The following is a 13,647-nucleotide window of genomic DNA, read 5'->3' as shown; positions in this document are numbered from 1 at the left end:
TCGGCGGGCGCGCTGTCACATCTGTGTGATGCGCCTGTGCCCCGTCTGTGAGTCGTACACGGCGGGCAGTTCCACCGCGAAGACGGTGTGACCGGGCCGGGACCACACCGTCACGGTGCCGCCGTGCGCGGTGACGACGGCCTGCACGATCGCCAGGCCGAGACCGGTGCTTCCGGCGCCCCGGGACCTGGACGCGTCGCCACGCGCGAACCGTTCGAAGATGTGCGGTTGCAGCTCGGGCGGGATGCCGGGCCCGTCGTCCTCGATCTCCAGCACGACCTTCGGCCCGCCGACACGTATCCGCGCGGTGACCGTGGTGCCGGGTGGCGTGTGGGTACGGGCGTTCGCCAGCAGATTGACCAGCACCTGATGGAGCCGGGCGCCGTCGCCGCGTACGGTCGCGGGTTCGACCGGCAGCTCGAGCAGCCACTTGTGGTCCTGGCCCGCCGCCCGCGCATCGCTGAGCGCGTCCACGACGAGTGGGGAGAGATCAGTGCTCTGGTACGAGAGCGGGCGTCCGGCATCGAGCCGCGCGAGCAGCAGCAGGTCCTCCACCAGGCCCGTCATCCGGGTCGCCTCGGCCTCGATCCGCCCCAGCGCGTGCCGGGTGTCCGCGCCGACCTCCTCCCGTCCGCGCCGGGTCAGCTCGGCGTACCCGCGGATCGACGCCAGCGGCGTACGCAGCTCGTGGCTGGCGTCCGCGACAAACTGCCGCACCCGTGTCTCGCTCTCCTGCCGCACCGCGAGCGCCGAACCGACGTGCCCCAGCATCCGGTTGAGCGCGGCGCCGACCTGCCCGACCTCGGTCCGAGGATCGGCCTCGGCGGCCGGGACCCGCTCGTGCAGGGCCACCTCACCGCTGTGCAGCGGCAGTTCGGAGACCCGGGTGGCGGTGGCGGCGACCCGCCGTAGCGGCCGCAGCGCGACGCCGACCAGGGCGGCGCCGGCGATCCCGGCGGCGATCAGTCCGGCGCCGGTGACACAGACCTCGACCACTACGAGGGTGCCGAGCGCGTCCTGCAGCTCTCGTGTGGGGAGCCCGACGAGGAAGGAACCGCGGCTCCCGGTGATGTACGTGACCCGGTATTCGCCCAGGCCCGTCAGCTCCGTGGTGTGCTCACTGCGGTCGCGCGGTACCTCCGCCAGGCCTTCGGCCTGCGCCACGGTGAGCGCGCTCACCTGCGGCGCGAGACCCTTCGACGCCTGCTCGGTGCTGGCCACGCCCCGGTCGATGCTGCCGTCCTCGGCAACCAGGGCGCCGACGGTGCCCACCGGCATACCGCCGCCGTTGACGAAGCCCAGCGGATCCTTGGACAGCGTATCGATGGGCGACCGCCCGCCGCCCATGTCCGGCGGGCCCGCGGCCCGGATCGCGACGTTGCGCAGCTGGATGTCCAACTGGCCGTACAAGTAGGTGCGGTACGCGATGGTCGTGACCGTGCCGATCACCGCCGCCACCACCGCGATCAGCGTCACCGCCGAGACCACGAGCCGGGTCCGCAGCGACCATCTGCGGCCCCTCAAACCGCTCAAGCTACTCACCGGGCTTGATCAGATACCCGGCACCGCGCCTGGTGTGAATCATCGGCGGCCGCCCCGCATCGATCTTCTTCCGCAGATACGAGACATACAGCTCGACCACATTGGCCTGGCCGCCGAAGTCGTAGGACCACACCCGGTCGAGGATCTGCGCCTTGCTCAGCACGCGCCGCGGATTGCGCATCAGAAAGCGCAGCAGCTCGAACTCGGTCGCCGTCAGATGGATGGAGTCCCCGCCGCGGCTGACCTCATGGCTGTCCTCGTCGAGCGTCAGGTCGCCGACCGCCAGCATCGACTCGCTCCGTACGGTCGCCGCGCCCGAGCGCCGGATCAGCCCGCGCAGCCTGGCCACGACCTCCTCCAGCGAGAACGGCTTGGTGACATAGTCGTCGCCGCCCGCCGTCAGCCCCGCGATCCGGTCCTCGACCGCGTCCCTGGCGGTCAGAAAGAGCACCGGCACCTCGGGCAGATCGCGGCGCAGCCGCCCCAGCACGGCCAGCCCGTCCATGTCCGGCAGCATCACATCCAGGACCACCGCGTCGGGCCGGAAGTCGCGTGCCGTGCGCACCGCGCCCGTGCCGTCGCCGGCGCTGCGCACCTCCCACCCTTCGTAGCGCAGGGCCATCGACAGCAGCTCGCTCAGCGCTGTCTCGTCGTCCACGACGAGTACGCGGACGGGGCTGCCGTCCGGCCTGAGCATTTCGGTACGCCCATGGGGCGAGGTCGCGGTCATGCTCGTACCCTGCGACCCCGCCCTGAGAAGGTCCTTTCCACTTCCTGTGAATTTCCTGAGAATGCGCTAGAAGTGCGGAAGGCCGAACAGCCTGGCGCCGTTCTCGTAGCAGACGGCTCGCAGCCAGTCGTCCCCGAGCCCGAGGCCTTCGAGCGCGTGGAGCTGATGGACGTACGGATACGGGATGTTGGGGAAGTCCGTGCCCAGCACGATCCGGTCGCCGAGGTCGGCGAGCCGTGCCCGCTCCCGCTCCGGGAAAGGCGCGAACCGCTCGCTGAAGTCCGTGAAGGCCATCGTCGTGTCCAGTCGCACCTCGCCGTACCGCTCGGCGAGATCCAGGAAGTCCGTGTACTCCGGCATTCCCATGTGCGCGACCACCAGCCGCAGTCGGGGATGCCGCGCGAGCAGCCTGCCCACCGGCTCGGGCCCGGTGTGCTTGCCGGGCGCGGGCCCGGAACCGCAGTGCATCACCACGGGGGCCCCGGCCTCGGCGAGCAGCCCCCAGACGGGATCGAGCCGCGCGTCATTGGGGTCGTACGCACCGACTTGGAGATGCGACTTGAAGATCCCCGCGCCGGTCTCGACCGCCTCTCGTACGTAGCGCTCGACGCCGTCCTCCGGGAAGAGGGTCGCCGTATGCACACAGTCCGGTGTGCGCGCCGCGAACTCCGCCGCCCAGCCGTTGAGCCAGGCGGCCATCCCGGCTTTGTGCGGGTAGAGCATCGAGGTGAAGGAGCGCACCCCGAACTCGCGCAGCACAGCGACCCGTCGCTCTTCCTCGTGCCGATAGGTGATCGGCCACTCCAGGCCGGTCAGCGGTCCGGCGGCGTCGAAGTAGGCCCACACCTTCCTGAGGACCTGCTCCGGCATGAAGTGCGTGTGGACGTCGACAAGGCCGGGCAGCCGGAGCCGCCCCCAGAACCTCCGTACGTCCGCCGTCTCGTTGTCGTTCGAACCCTCGGTCCGGCCCTCGATCCGGCCTTCGATCCGGCCTTCGTTCGAGCCCTCGATCCGGCCGTCAGTCCCGTCAGTCCCGCTCAAAACCGTAACTCCGCTCGACCTTGCCGACATGGACGCTGTAGCTCTCGTACCACTCGGCCCGTCCGCGCTTCTGCGCGGCCTGGTGCTCCAGATTCCGCTGCCAGGTGGCGATGGCTTCCTCGTCCCTGAAGTACCCGACGGTGATCCCGAGCCCGCCGGGTGTCCGCGCCGACTCGTACCCGAGGAACCCGGGGACCTCTTCCACCAGTTTCTTCATGCGCTCGGCGGTCTCGCCGTATCCCTCGGGCCGCTCCGTCTGAACCGAGGTGAAGACCACGGTGTAGTAGGGCGGTTCATGTGCCGCGACAGGTTTGATGCTCATGACACTCACCTTCCGTTCCCGGGCACGGAGGTGTCCAGACTCATTGCTCGAAGGGATCCATACGGGATCCAACATTTGACCTTCGGGTCGCACGAATCGGCAGACCCTCCGGAATCAGCCGTCAGAAGAGCCCGTCCTGCACTGCACCGGGAGCGCCCTTCCCGGTGAGGGGCACCGTCACCCCCGCATCGCACTCGGCCCCCACCAGCGCCCACCCGGTCATCAGCCGCGAATCGACCACGACAAGACCGTCACCCGCCGTCCGCAGATGCAGATCGGGCCCGGCGGCCGCCACCAGCAACCCCGCGACCACCCCGCCGTCCACCAGCTCGCGCACCACCCCGGTCGCGGCCGGCAGCCCCTCGAGCCCGAACACCTCGGCGTGATCGACCGCCTCGAAGTCCATCCGCTCCAGCGACTCCGCCCACCCGCCAAGGCCGACCGCTCGCCGGTGCAGCTCTTCGATCTCCGCGGCCCGCTCCACCGCGCCCGGCAGCGCGGCACGTACCGCCCGCTTGTCGGCGTACGGAATCCGGTCCGGCACGCCCAGCGCCGTACGCAGCAGCTCCTCGGTCCGCCGCGCCGCCATCAGCGGCCCGCGCCCCAGCCAGCTGAAGACCACGGCCCCCTGCTCCAGCAGCCGCGCCGCGCCGCGCTCCTCGGCGGTGATCCCTACCTTGACCATGCCGGGACCGAACCAGGCGAGATACACGCGGTACGTCCGCGGGTCATCGGCGATCGTGTCGGCGGCCACCGAGTGCGCCCGGTCCAGCCGCGCACACTCCGCACACCGCGCCTGCGTCGCCCGACCGGACACGACGGCCCGCAGGGGGCAGGGATTCCCCCGCGCTCCGACACACCGCCGCTGCCCCTCGGCCCGGAAGCCCAGCTCTTTCCCGGCGGTGAGCGGACTGATCCGCCCGCCCTCCCACTCGAGCACGGGCATCCGCGTACCGCGGGGCCAGCCGAGCCCCGCACACCGCCACGCCATACACACACCTCCGGCCGAATACGGGGACGCTACCGGAGCGCACGGACCGCGGCCGTGGTAACGCCGGCCGCGACCCGCAATGGGCTGAACACCTGTTCAGTTGTGGCCGGAACTCGCCGCCGCCGAGCCTCGGCGCAGACGGGCCAGGACGAGCACCCGACGTCAGGCTCCGCCGTCGGTCCGCGCCTGCTCCGCGATGCGCCGCTTGGCCTCGTCCCAGCGGATCGGCAACTGCTCCACCGGGACTTCCCAGAACGTGAAGGTCGAGCTGCGCATGGTCGCGCGCAGCCCGGTCATGATCCCGCGGTGCGGCTCGGTCCTCGCGTACGCGTAGAGGACGTCCCGGCTCTCCCACGCGGACAGCGTGAAGAAGACGCGCTTCGTCGGCCGGGCGATGAGGGAAGCACCAAAGGCTCCCGGCGCGGACCGCACCTGCCGCCACGCGGCGAGCGACTTCCAGAAGAAACGCGGCACGTCCCCGAGGGAGCGCACCTCGAAGCGGGAGGCCATGACGAAGGCCTGAGCGCCTGGCGGGGCAGGGTTCGGGGTGACCCAAGGGAGTGTGGGCATGACACTTCTCGCCTTCATGGATAGGCAGTGACACTATCCATATTAGAGAGTGACACTCTCTAATAGCCAGACGAGAGTGGGAACAGTGCGAATTTCCGAGCTGAGCCGCCGCAGCGGGGTGCCGATCACGACGATCAAGCACTACCTCCGGGAGGGACTACTGCCGCCCGGACGGGCGACAGCCGCGACCCAGGCCGAGTACGAGGAGTCGCACGTACGCCGCCTCCGGCTGATCCGCGCCCTCATCGGAGTACGAGGGTTGTCGGTCAACGCCACCAGGGAGCTGCTGAGTGCGGTGTCCGAGCACGAAGCCGACACCCACCAGGTGCTCGGCCTCGTCCTCGGCGCCCGACCGGTCACCGAGCCGGAGCCGGATCTCGAGTCCGAGTCCGCGTCCGCGTCCGCGTCCGCGTCCGCGTCCGCGGAGGAGAACGACCGGCCCGGCATCGCCGCCGCGGATGCGCTGCTGACGGAAATGGGCTGGCAGGTCTCGGAACACGCCCCGGCCAAGAGCGTCATCGCCGAAACCCTGGAGACCTTGCGATCACTCGGAGTCGACTACGACTGGCGGTCCCTTCTCCCCTACGCAACCCTCGCCGAGCGCACCGCCGCCCACGATCTCGATCAACTGGACGACACCACCGACCCCCTGGAACAGGCCGAACGAGCCCTGCTGCTGACCGTGTTGCTGGAGCCGGCACTCCTGGCGCTGCGACGCCTCGCACAGGAGGACGAGTCGGCCAAAAGGTACGGCGGCTGACGAGGGGACCCGCGAGGGCGGTTGCCGTCAGCCGCCACCGTCGGAGCAAAGGCCAAAGGCGAGAGGCCCCGTCGATTTCTCGACGGAGTACGCTCGCTCGATCTCGGGTAGAGCGGTCAACCGGGCCGGAGAAGCTGCTCCGGTTGCATGCCCACGACCCTTCTGTCGCTGCGCGCGATCAAGTCGAGGCCGTCGACAAAAGGTACGTGTGCGTGGCAGTGCCTTCAGGTGGCCCAGGGCAGGTGCCGATGAGCAACGTGCTGATCCGACTGCGCCTTTGGCGATCGGGCGACCTGACCCGAAGCGCATGCGGGGAGGACCTACGCGGCATTGGCCCTTCGTGGCATCATGCGCCGATCGTACTGTCGGCGGCCGCACGCCCACCGGGACGGACGGCCGCCGAAGCCTGCCGGGGCCGGGGTCCTGCGACCCTAGTTGGCCAGCCAGTCCGTGAGGGTCACGGGACGGTCGGTGAGCACGCGGAGGTTCCCGCCATCGGCGGCGTCGACGACATAGGCGCCACTTGTGCCGGCGAAGTCGTCGACGGCGGTGAAGGCGATCCGGTTGCCGTCGGGGGCGAAGACCGGGTTCTGGATGCCGGAGAGGGGCATCGGCCACTGCGGCTCGGTGGCGGCGCCGGTCGCGACGTCCGTGATGCGCAGACCGTGCCCCGTGGAGTGGACGACGCGCTGTCCGTCGGGGGACCAGTCGGCGGGCGTCGACAATGCCTGATGGTCGGTTGTGACGGCGCGGACCTCGCGGGTGGCCAGGTCCAGGATGTAGACGTCGGAGCCGTACTCCCAGCCGCTGGGCGTCTCGTACGAGGTGGCCTTCAGGAAGGCGATGCTCCGGCCGTCCGGGGAGAACGTGCCGCGGCTGCCGGAGGTGAGCACCTCAGCACCGGTGCCGTCCGCGGCGATCCACTCCAGGCCGCGTGGGCTGTCATAGACGATCCGCTTACCGCTCGGGGACCAGTCAGGGTGTCCGACGTACGGCGCGGTGGCGTCTTCGGGCTGGACGCCCTCGGCCAGGACGCGCCGGTCGCTGCCGTCGGTGTCGGCGATCACCAGGTCGCGGGCGTACATGCAGCCCTCGGCCTGCGGTATGCATGTGTCCCGGCGTTGGATGTACGCCACCCGGGAACCCTTGGGCGAGAGGACCCCGTCCTGCGCGGCCTGGGCGAGCGTGGCGGTGACGGAGCCGGTCGCCGGGTCCAGCGCGATGGTGGCGGGCGACCCCGCAGAGTAGTCCGTGGCGGTGATCCGGCCCGCCTCCACCGTTCCCCCCGCGCTGGCGGTCCCCGCCAGTGACAGGCTCGTCGCAACCGCGAGCCCGACTGTCAACGCAGCGTGTGTGAAGCGCACATGCGCTCCTTCCTTGATCCGTGGACCGGCCGTACCGGCCCTGCTGAAACACAGCGCAAACCGATCAAGAAACGTCACGTCCGGCCCACGCCCCGTACTGGGCCTGACGTGGAAGTCCGTCGATTTCGACACCGGCGAGCTGTACCTGGATCACCAGATCCAGCGAGCGGGGAGCAAGATCCTCCACCGCGAGACCAAAACCGAGGACTCAGACGACTTCCTGCCGCTGCCCGCCCTGTGCCTCAAGGCTCTGAGAATGCGCCGTGCGCAGCAGCTCGGCGACCGGAAAGCCGCGGGCGAGCTCTGGCAGGACAGTCACGGCGTGGTCTTCACGACGAAGTACGGCACTCCGATCGAGCCCGGGAACCTGACCCGGATGTCCGCCCTGCGTGCTCGCCGTGCCGGCCTTCGCGTGATCCCGCTGCGGAACACCCGGCACACCTGCAGTTCGCTGCTGGTCGCTCTCAAGGTCCACCCGAAGGTGGCCCAGAGCATTCTGCGGCACTCCCAGATCGCCATGACGATGGAGGTCTACGCCGAGGCGAGCGAGGAAGCTGTACGCGCCGCGATCGGCAAACTGTCCGACGCCATGGGCGCGGATGACCCCGCGCCTATACCCCGAGTGCTCGTCGGACCGCCGCGAGTCGGTCCCTGGCTTCGGCGATCCAGTCAGCCTTCAGGTCGAGCGGCACGTGGACGCAGATCTGTGTGCTGGGCGCGTCGTGGACTTCGACCACGTACGGATCGTCGGCCACGAACCTGAGGTACGCCGAGCGGCCCTCACTCGGCCAGTCGGCCGTGAACACCGAGTCGTCCTCTTCTTCGGCGTCTTCGACGGCATCCAGGAGAGCGCCCCACTCCTCGATGTCCTCGGCGTCGAATCCTGTCCGGACGGTGGCGTTCACGAAGTCGCTTCGGATGTCGATCTCGGCGTCGTAGTAGCCCGGCTGGGTCGACCGCAGTCGGACGACGACGCCCTGCAGCCCGTCATCCAGCCGGATCAGTTCCAGCAGCTCGGCGCTCTCGGCCATGGTTCCCCCTCAGGCTGACGCGGTTGCTGTACTTCGCTGCTGTACGCGCAATGCAAGAGGCCCCCCGGATTTCTCCGGGGGGCCTCTCAACTCTGTGCACTCGGCAGGATTCGAACCTGCAACCTTCTGATCCGTAGTCAGATGCTCTATCCGTTAAGCTACGAGTGCTCGGCGTCCCGGGCTTTTCTGCCTGGTCGGCGTTGCGGGAACAACATTACATGACCCGCGGCGTCAGGTGAAATCCGTTAACCAAACCCATCCTGACCTGCGAAAACGCCGCAGAAACGCCTGCAGAACACCTTCCGGAACACCTGCCGGAACGACCGAAGCCCCGACCATCAGGACGGGGCTTCGGTGATCAACTGGCGGAGGCGGAGGGATTTGAACCCTCGATGGGCTTTAAGACCCAAACCGCATTAGCAGTGCGGCGCCATAGACCGGACTAGGCGACGCCTCCAGCACACCCGCGCGGGCGCGAGTGGTGCGTGCAGATGATGACACAGCCCAGCGGGGTGTCACCAATCGCTGCCCACGGTACTAGGGACGTGGGCCGCAGAGCAAAGTCCGGCCCCTCCGGGAGTCCGGCCGGTCCGGGAGACGTCCCTCGAAGAGCGCAGTCCGGTTGCGCAACGCCCGGACGCCACGAGCGTTAGAGAGTGCGGGGCCTCTCGGTCCCAGCAGGACCCCGTGACTCTCCAGCTCCAGGAGCACCCATGCTGCGCCACCTCGTCCTCACCGCAACCGCGTCCCTCGCCGCGCTCGGCGCCGCCCTGCCCGCCGCCGCCGCGCCCCTTCCGCTGCTGAAGGCGCCGGACAAACTGACCGTGATCGTCTCCGAGACCGGGAACAGGCGGACCGACGGACGGTACGAGCTGGCGTGCGGGCCCGCCGGCGGGACGCACCCCACGGCGCAGGCCGCCTGCGACCGGCTGGACCAGCTTGCGCGGGAGAGGCAGGACCCCTTCGCGCCGGTGCCAGAGGACCAAATGTGCACCGAGCAGATGGGCGGGCCGGCCACCGCACGCGTCATCGGAACCTGGCAGGGGCGGCGCGTCGACTCCACCTTCAGCCGGACCAACGGCTGTGAAATCTCGCGCTGGCGGACGATCGAACCGGTACTGCCGAACACCAGGTCATAGGCCCGGGCGTGCGCCGTGTGCACACAACATTGGTGAGAGCTCCCCCTCATCCGCCGTCGCGTCCGCATCCGCTGCCTTTAGACTCCCTCCAGTGACAGGCTGAAGTCCGAGGAGCAAGATGGGACCGGCCCGTCCGCAATATGCAGTAGGTCAGGGAGGAAGCGTCGTCGTGAGCAGCAGGCCATCCCGAGGCGCTGCTCGCCTCGCAGCCATACTCGACGCCCTTCCGGACGGGCTCGTGCTAGTCAACTGCAATGGCACGGTCGTCAATGCCAACACCATCGCCCTCGAACTCTTCGAGACGCCCGGCACCGCCCTCGTCGGACGCGGGCTGCTCGATCTGCTGCCCTCCTTCGACTCTCGGCTGATTCCCGGCTCCATGCGGCGCCCCGAAGCCGCGGACGAGCGGGGCCGCACCAAGCCGGCCCGGATGGTCGCGCGACGCACGGACGGCAGTGAGTTCCCGGTCGAGGTGACCAGCGCCAGCCTTGAGGACGGGCACGAGGCCTACGCCTCGTCCCCCGGATACACCGGCGACGAGCTGCTGATGCTCGTCGTACGGGATCTGTCGGGCACCGTGGACGCCGAAGCGGAGCTGGCGCGTTCGCAGCGGCAGACCGAGATGATCCTGCGGGCGGCGTCCGAGGGCGTCGTCGGCACGGACACCGACGGACGGGTCGTCCTGGTCAATCCGGCCGCCGCCCAGATCCTGGGGTTCCGGGCGAGCGACCTGGGCGGCCAGGAGCTGCACCCGCTGATCCTGCACTCGCGCGCGGACGGCGAGCCGTTCCCGTACGAGGAATCGCCGCTCGCGGACACGCTCAAGTCCGGCCGCAAGCACCGGGTGCGCGGGCAGGTGCTGTGGGCGAAGAACGGTTCGAAGGTGGCCGTCGATCTGACGACCGCGCCGGTACGGGACGGGGACCAGCTCGTCGGCGCGGTGATGACCTTCACCGACCGGCGTCCGTACGAGGAGCTGGAGCAGCAGCACTCGGCGGAACTCGCGGAGACGACCGAACGGTTCACGGCCGAGATCGAGGAGACGACCGAGCGGCTCACGGCAGAGCTGGCGGACAGGTCGGAGCGGTACGCGGCCGAGATCGAGGGGCGCACTGAGCGGTACGAGGAGCTGGCCGCCCGGCATGCTCAGCTGACCGCCGTGCTCGGCGAGTCGCTGCGCGGGCCGCTGGAGGAACTGCGCGCCGAACTGGGCACGCTGGCCGCCGACCCGGCCGGGCAGCTGTGGCCCGAGGCGAATCAGATCCTGCACCATCTGGCTGCCGGTTATGCCCGAATGACAACGCTTGTCGACAATGTGCTCGGCTTCCAGCGGCTCGACACGGGCGCGGAAGAGCTGGACAAGGCGAACGTGCTGCTCGACGCGGTCGTCGCGGCCGGGATCGAGGGCGCGATCGAACTGATCGGGCCCGGGCGGGCGCAGTTCGCGGTGCACGCGCCGCCCATAGAGGCCGAGGTGGACGGAGCTCGGCTGGCGACGGCACTCGCGCATCTGGTCGCGGACGTGGCCGGGGTCGACTCGACCGGCAAGGCCCGGGTGGTCCCGGGCGGCGGGTACGTGGACTCGACGGTCGTGGTGGCGGCGGCGCAGCGCGGTGAGGTCGTACGGATCGAGGTGCGGGGGCCGTTCGCCGGGGGAGACCCGGTGCACGAGCCGATCGTGCGGGGGATCGTACGGGCGCACGGCGGCGTGCTGCAGACGCACGAGGTGCCGGGGATGAGCGGCAGCGCGTACGTCCTGGAGGTGCCGCTCGGCGAGGGCGCGGGGACCGTGACGGCGTCGCAGGAGGCCGGTCCGGAGACCGGTGCGCTTGCGGAGTCCGGTGTGCTTGCGTTGCCGGAACAGCCGACGGGATCCGCACCGGGTACGTCCGGCGGGGGCGGCGGGCGGCGGCGCGCGCGCAGAGCCTCTACGGACGCGTTCCTGGAGAGCCCCGTGGCCATGGAGGACCCCGTGGCAGCGCAGCCGACCGGGCGGCGCCGGGGCCATGCGGAGAAGCCTCAGCAGGAACTGATCCCGGCCCAGGATTCGGGTTCGCGTGCGGGCTCGGGTTCGGGTTCGGGTTCGGGGAGCGGTCCCGGGAGCGGTTCGGGCAGTGGCGGAACCGGGCGACGACGCGGGCGGCCGAGCCCGGCCGAGCAGGCGACGACGGCTGCCGCCGTTGTCGCGGGGACCCTTGAGCCGACCGAGGGTTCGGTGGTGACGGCCGCGGAGGGCGCGGCCTCGACCGGGCGCGCGGCGCTGGGCCAGGCGGTACCCCCGCAGGGCGTGCCCGTCGACGCACAGGGTTCGGGCGCGTCGGGGCGGCGTGGTGGCGAGGGCGGGCTGCCCGAGCTGTCCGCCGCGCCAGTTGCCGCATCTGCCGCCTCCACTGGTCCGGCCGAGGCACGGCCGGCCGGGCGCCGGGCCAGGCGGGCACTGGCGGCCGCTCCGGCCGAGGTGGAGACCGGCCGCAGCGCGTTCGCGCTCCCGCCGGCCGAGGCCGACCGGATCCGGCCGATCCCGCCGACGGCCGGTGAGGCGGACGCCTCGCTGCCGGGCCGGCACGATGCCGTACGCACCGAACCGGGCACCGACCACCACACGCCACCGCAGCAGCATCCCCTGCCGACGGGCCGCCGTCGCGCCCGCAGGGAAGAGGTTCAGCCGCTGCCGGGCCGGGCGCCGGAGACCCTTCAGGCACCGGAAGCGGCCGGGCAGGTGCCCGCCGCCGCGCAGCCGGAATGGGCGGAGAACGGCTCCTCGGGCACCGGCCTCGCCGCGATCGCCTCGGGCGGCCGGCAGCCGACCGCCGCGGATGACTCGACCGGTCAGCACTCGGCCGGTCAGCACTCGGCCGCCGCGGACGGCGAAGCCGCCGTGGAGAGCGCGCAGGGGACCGTTCAGAACACCGGTTCCGTATCCCTGCCGCTGCCACTGCCGCTGCCTGCCGAGGTGCCGGCACAGCCGGTCGCCGCGCGCGCCGCGCAGCCCCTGCCCGCCGAGGCACCGGTCTCGGCCGACTCGACACAGGGCCGGGCGTTCAGCGTGCGCACGCTCGGTCAGGGCGTGCCGTTCTCGCAGCAGATCGCCCAGCAGCAGAACCAGACGCTCGGCGCCGGCCGTCGCCGCAAGCTGGCCACACCGCCGGACGGCGAGCGGCCCGAACCCGCCGCGCGTCCGCACCCGCAGGCCCCCGCGCAGAACGGGCCGCGGCTGCCCGCCGCCCAGGCCGAGGGCCGGGCGTACGCGATCGGTGCGCCCGACGAGGGCGCGGAGGGACCCGAGCCGCTGGACGGCCCGGGCGGCGCGGTCGAGGTGGCCAACCGGCCGCATCCGCAGCCCGTCGACGACGAACTGCCCCCGGAGCCGCTGGACAACCCGCGCCGGCTGCTGGTCTGGCCCGCGCCCGACGTCTCCACACAGCAGGCGTTGAGCGACCGCGGCTACCGCCCGGTGGTCGTGCACTCGCGCGAGGAGGTCGACGCGCAGATCGCGGCCTTCCCGGCGGCGCTCTTCGTCGACCCGCTGACCGGACCGATCACACGGACGGCGCTCCAGTCCCTGCGCCAGGCAGCCGTGGCCGCGGAGGTGCCGGTGCTGGTGACGGCGGGCCTCGGGCAGGCGACGCGGGAGGCCGCGTACGGCGCGGATCCTGCCGTGTTGCTCAAGGCGCTGGCTCCGCGCGACAGCGAACAACACCCCTCGCGCGTGCTGTTGATCGAGGAGCACGAGGAGATCGCGCTCGCGCTGACGGCCACGCTGGAGCGGCGCGGCATGCAGGTCGCCCGGGCGGGTGCGGACAGCGACGCGGTCACGCTCGCCACCCAGATGCGGCCGAACCTGGTGGTGATGGACCTGATGCAGGTACGCCGCCGGCGCGCGGGGATCATCGACTGGCTGCGCGCGAACGGCCAGCTGAACCGCACCCCGCTGGTCGTCTACACCTCAGCCGGCCTCAACCAGGCGGAACTGCCGCGGCTCTCGTCCGGCGAGACGGTGCTCTTCCTCGCGGAACGCTCGACGAGCAGCGAGGTCCAGGCCCGCATCGTGGACCTACTGGCAAAAATCGGCACGAACTGACAGGCATCAAGTAGCGCAAAAGGGGCGGCAGTCATGACTGCCGCCCCTTCCTCGCTCTTCAATCGGCCAGCGGCTC

11 protein-coding genes, 2 tRNA genes and 1 pseudogene are annotated in these 13,647 nt (G+C 70.8%); 4 read left to right on the top strand and 10 right to left on the bottom strand.

Annotation, left to right across the window (positions count from 1 at the left end):
• Window positions 1–15: 15 nt before the first annotated feature.
• The 6 genes from ACFWDI_RS15585 to ACFWDI_RS15560 all read right to left on the bottom strand — a co-directional run bounded on the left by ACFWDI_RS15585 (window position 16) and on the right by ACFWDI_RS15560 (window position 5,196).
• Window positions 16–1,533, bottom strand: coding sequence for an ATP-binding protein (locus ACFWDI_RS15585; RefSeq protein ID WP_385304284.1), 1,518 nt, complete (start codon window positions 1,531–1,533; stop codon window positions 16–18).
• A 1-nt stretch (window position 1,534) separates the two neighbouring features.
• The gene (locus ACFWDI_RS15580; RefSeq protein ID WP_385304282.1) at window positions 1,535–2,272 is read right to left on the bottom strand and encodes a response regulator transcription factor; all 738 of its coding nucleotides are present in this window, start codon (window positions 2,270–2,272) and stop codon (window positions 1,535–1,537) included.
• A 66-nt stretch (window positions 2,273–2,338) separates the two neighbouring features.
• Window positions 2,339–3,259, bottom strand: a complete 921-nt coding sequence (locus ACFWDI_RS15575; RefSeq protein WP_385304420.1) for an amidohydrolase family protein — start codon at window positions 3,257–3,259, stop codon at window positions 2,339–2,341.
• Window positions 3,260–3,299: 40 nt separating this feature from the next.
• On the bottom strand, window positions 3,300–3,635 hold the full coding sequence (locus ACFWDI_RS15570) for an antibiotic biosynthesis monooxygenase family protein (protein WP_385304281.1): 336 nt from the start codon (window positions 3,633–3,635) through the stop codon (window positions 3,300–3,302).
• A gap of 121 nt (window positions 3,636–3,756) precedes the next feature.
• On the bottom strand, window positions 3,757–4,626 hold the full coding sequence (locus tag ACFWDI_RS15565; RefSeq protein WP_385304278.1) for a DUF2797 domain-containing protein: 870 nt from the start codon (window positions 4,624–4,626) through the stop codon (window positions 3,757–3,759).
• A gap of 162 nt (window positions 4,627–4,788) precedes the next feature.
• The gene (locus ACFWDI_RS15560; RefSeq protein WP_385304276.1) at window positions 4,789–5,196 is read right to left on the bottom strand and encodes a DUF3291 domain-containing protein; all 408 of its coding nucleotides are present in this window, start codon (window positions 5,194–5,196) and stop codon (window positions 4,789–4,791) included.
• An 85-nt stretch (window positions 5,197–5,281) separates the two neighbouring features.
• On the opposite strand from ACFWDI_RS15560, the gene ACFWDI_RS15555 reads away from it, so the two are divergent.
• Window positions 5,282–5,956, top strand: coding sequence for a MerR family transcriptional regulator (locus ACFWDI_RS15555; RefSeq protein WP_385304274.1), 675 nt, complete (start codon window positions 5,282–5,284; stop codon window positions 5,954–5,956).
• 431 nt (window positions 5,957–6,387) lie between these two features.
• On the opposite strand, the gene ACFWDI_RS15550 is transcribed toward ACFWDI_RS15555, so the two are convergent.
• Window positions 6,388–7,320: a hypothetical protein gene (locus ACFWDI_RS15550; protein ID WP_385304272.1), complete on the bottom strand. Its 933-nt coding sequence runs from the start codon at window positions 7,318–7,320 to the stop codon at window positions 6,388–6,390.
• 94 nt (window positions 7,321–7,414) lie between these two features.
• On the opposite strand from ACFWDI_RS15550, the pseudogene ACFWDI_RS15545 reads away from it, so the two are divergent.
• Window positions 7,415–7,915: pseudogene (locus ACFWDI_RS15545) on the top strand (tyrosine-type recombinase/integrase); the annotation flags it as partial.
• A 16-nt stretch (window positions 7,916–7,931) separates the two neighbouring features.
• Here ACFWDI_RS15545 and ACFWDI_RS15540 read toward each other — a convergent pair.
• From ACFWDI_RS15540 to ACFWDI_RS15530, 3 genes are all read right to left on the bottom strand, one after another.
• Window positions 7,932–8,351: a DUF5959 family protein gene (locus tag ACFWDI_RS15540; RefSeq protein WP_385304270.1), complete on the bottom strand. Its 420-nt coding sequence runs from the start codon at window positions 8,349–8,351 to the stop codon at window positions 7,932–7,934.
• A 95-nt stretch (window positions 8,352–8,446) separates the two neighbouring features.
• Window positions 8,447–8,519, bottom strand: a tRNA-Arg gene (locus ACFWDI_RS15535).
• Between the two features lie 195 nt (window positions 8,520–8,714).
• A tRNA-Ser gene (locus tag ACFWDI_RS15530) sits at window positions 8,715–8,808 on the bottom strand.
• A 256-nt stretch (window positions 8,809–9,064) separates the two neighbouring features.
• Between ACFWDI_RS15530 and ACFWDI_RS15525 the strand changes: the two genes are divergently transcribed.
• Window positions 9,065–9,490 (top strand): SSI family serine proteinase inhibitor, encoded by a 426-nt coding sequence (locus ACFWDI_RS15525; protein ID WP_385304268.1) that lies wholly within the window; start codon window positions 9,065–9,067, stop codon window positions 9,488–9,490.
• 169 nt (window positions 9,491–9,659) lie between these two features.
• The gene (locus ACFWDI_RS15520) at window positions 9,660–13,571 is read left to right on the top strand and encodes a PAS domain-containing protein (RefSeq protein WP_385304265.1); all 3,912 of its coding nucleotides are present in this window, start codon (window positions 9,660–9,662) and stop codon (window positions 13,569–13,571) included.
• Window positions 13,572–13,647 lie beyond the last annotated feature (76 nt).

This window comes from Streptomyces sp. NPDC060064, assembly GCF_042736455.1.
Classification (GTDB): Bacteria; Actinomycetota; Actinomycetes; order Streptomycetales; family Streptomycetaceae; genus Streptomyces.
This window is presented reverse-complemented; position numbering and strand designations above follow the sequence as displayed.

What these genes read in the sequence shown, in the direction of transcription:
- ACFWDI_RS15540 (WP_385304270.1), bottom strand. Translation starts at nt 8,351, where the DNA reads ATGGCCGAGAGCGCCGAGCTGCTGGAACTGATCCGGCTGGATGACGGG.
- ACFWDI_RS15570 (WP_385304281.1), bottom strand. Translation starts at nt 3,635, where the DNA reads ATGAGCATCAAACCTGTCGCGGCACATGAACCGCCCTACTACACCGTG.
- ACFWDI_RS15525 (WP_385304268.1), top strand. Translation starts at nt 9,065, where the DNA reads ATGCTGCGCCACCTCGTCCTCACCGCAACCGCGTCCCTCGCCGCGCTC.
- ACFWDI_RS15580 (WP_385304282.1), bottom strand. Translation starts at nt 2,272, where the DNA reads ATGACCGCGACCTCGCCCCATGGGCGTACCGAAATGCTCAGGCCGGAC.
- ACFWDI_RS15560 (WP_385304276.1), bottom strand. Translation starts at nt 5,196, where the DNA reads ATGCCCACACTCCCTTGGGTCACCCCGAACCCTGCCCCGCCAGGCGCT.
- ACFWDI_RS15565 (WP_385304278.1), bottom strand. Translation starts at nt 4,626, where the DNA reads ATGGCGTGGCGGTGTGCGGGGCTCGGCTGGCCCCGCGGTACGCGGATG.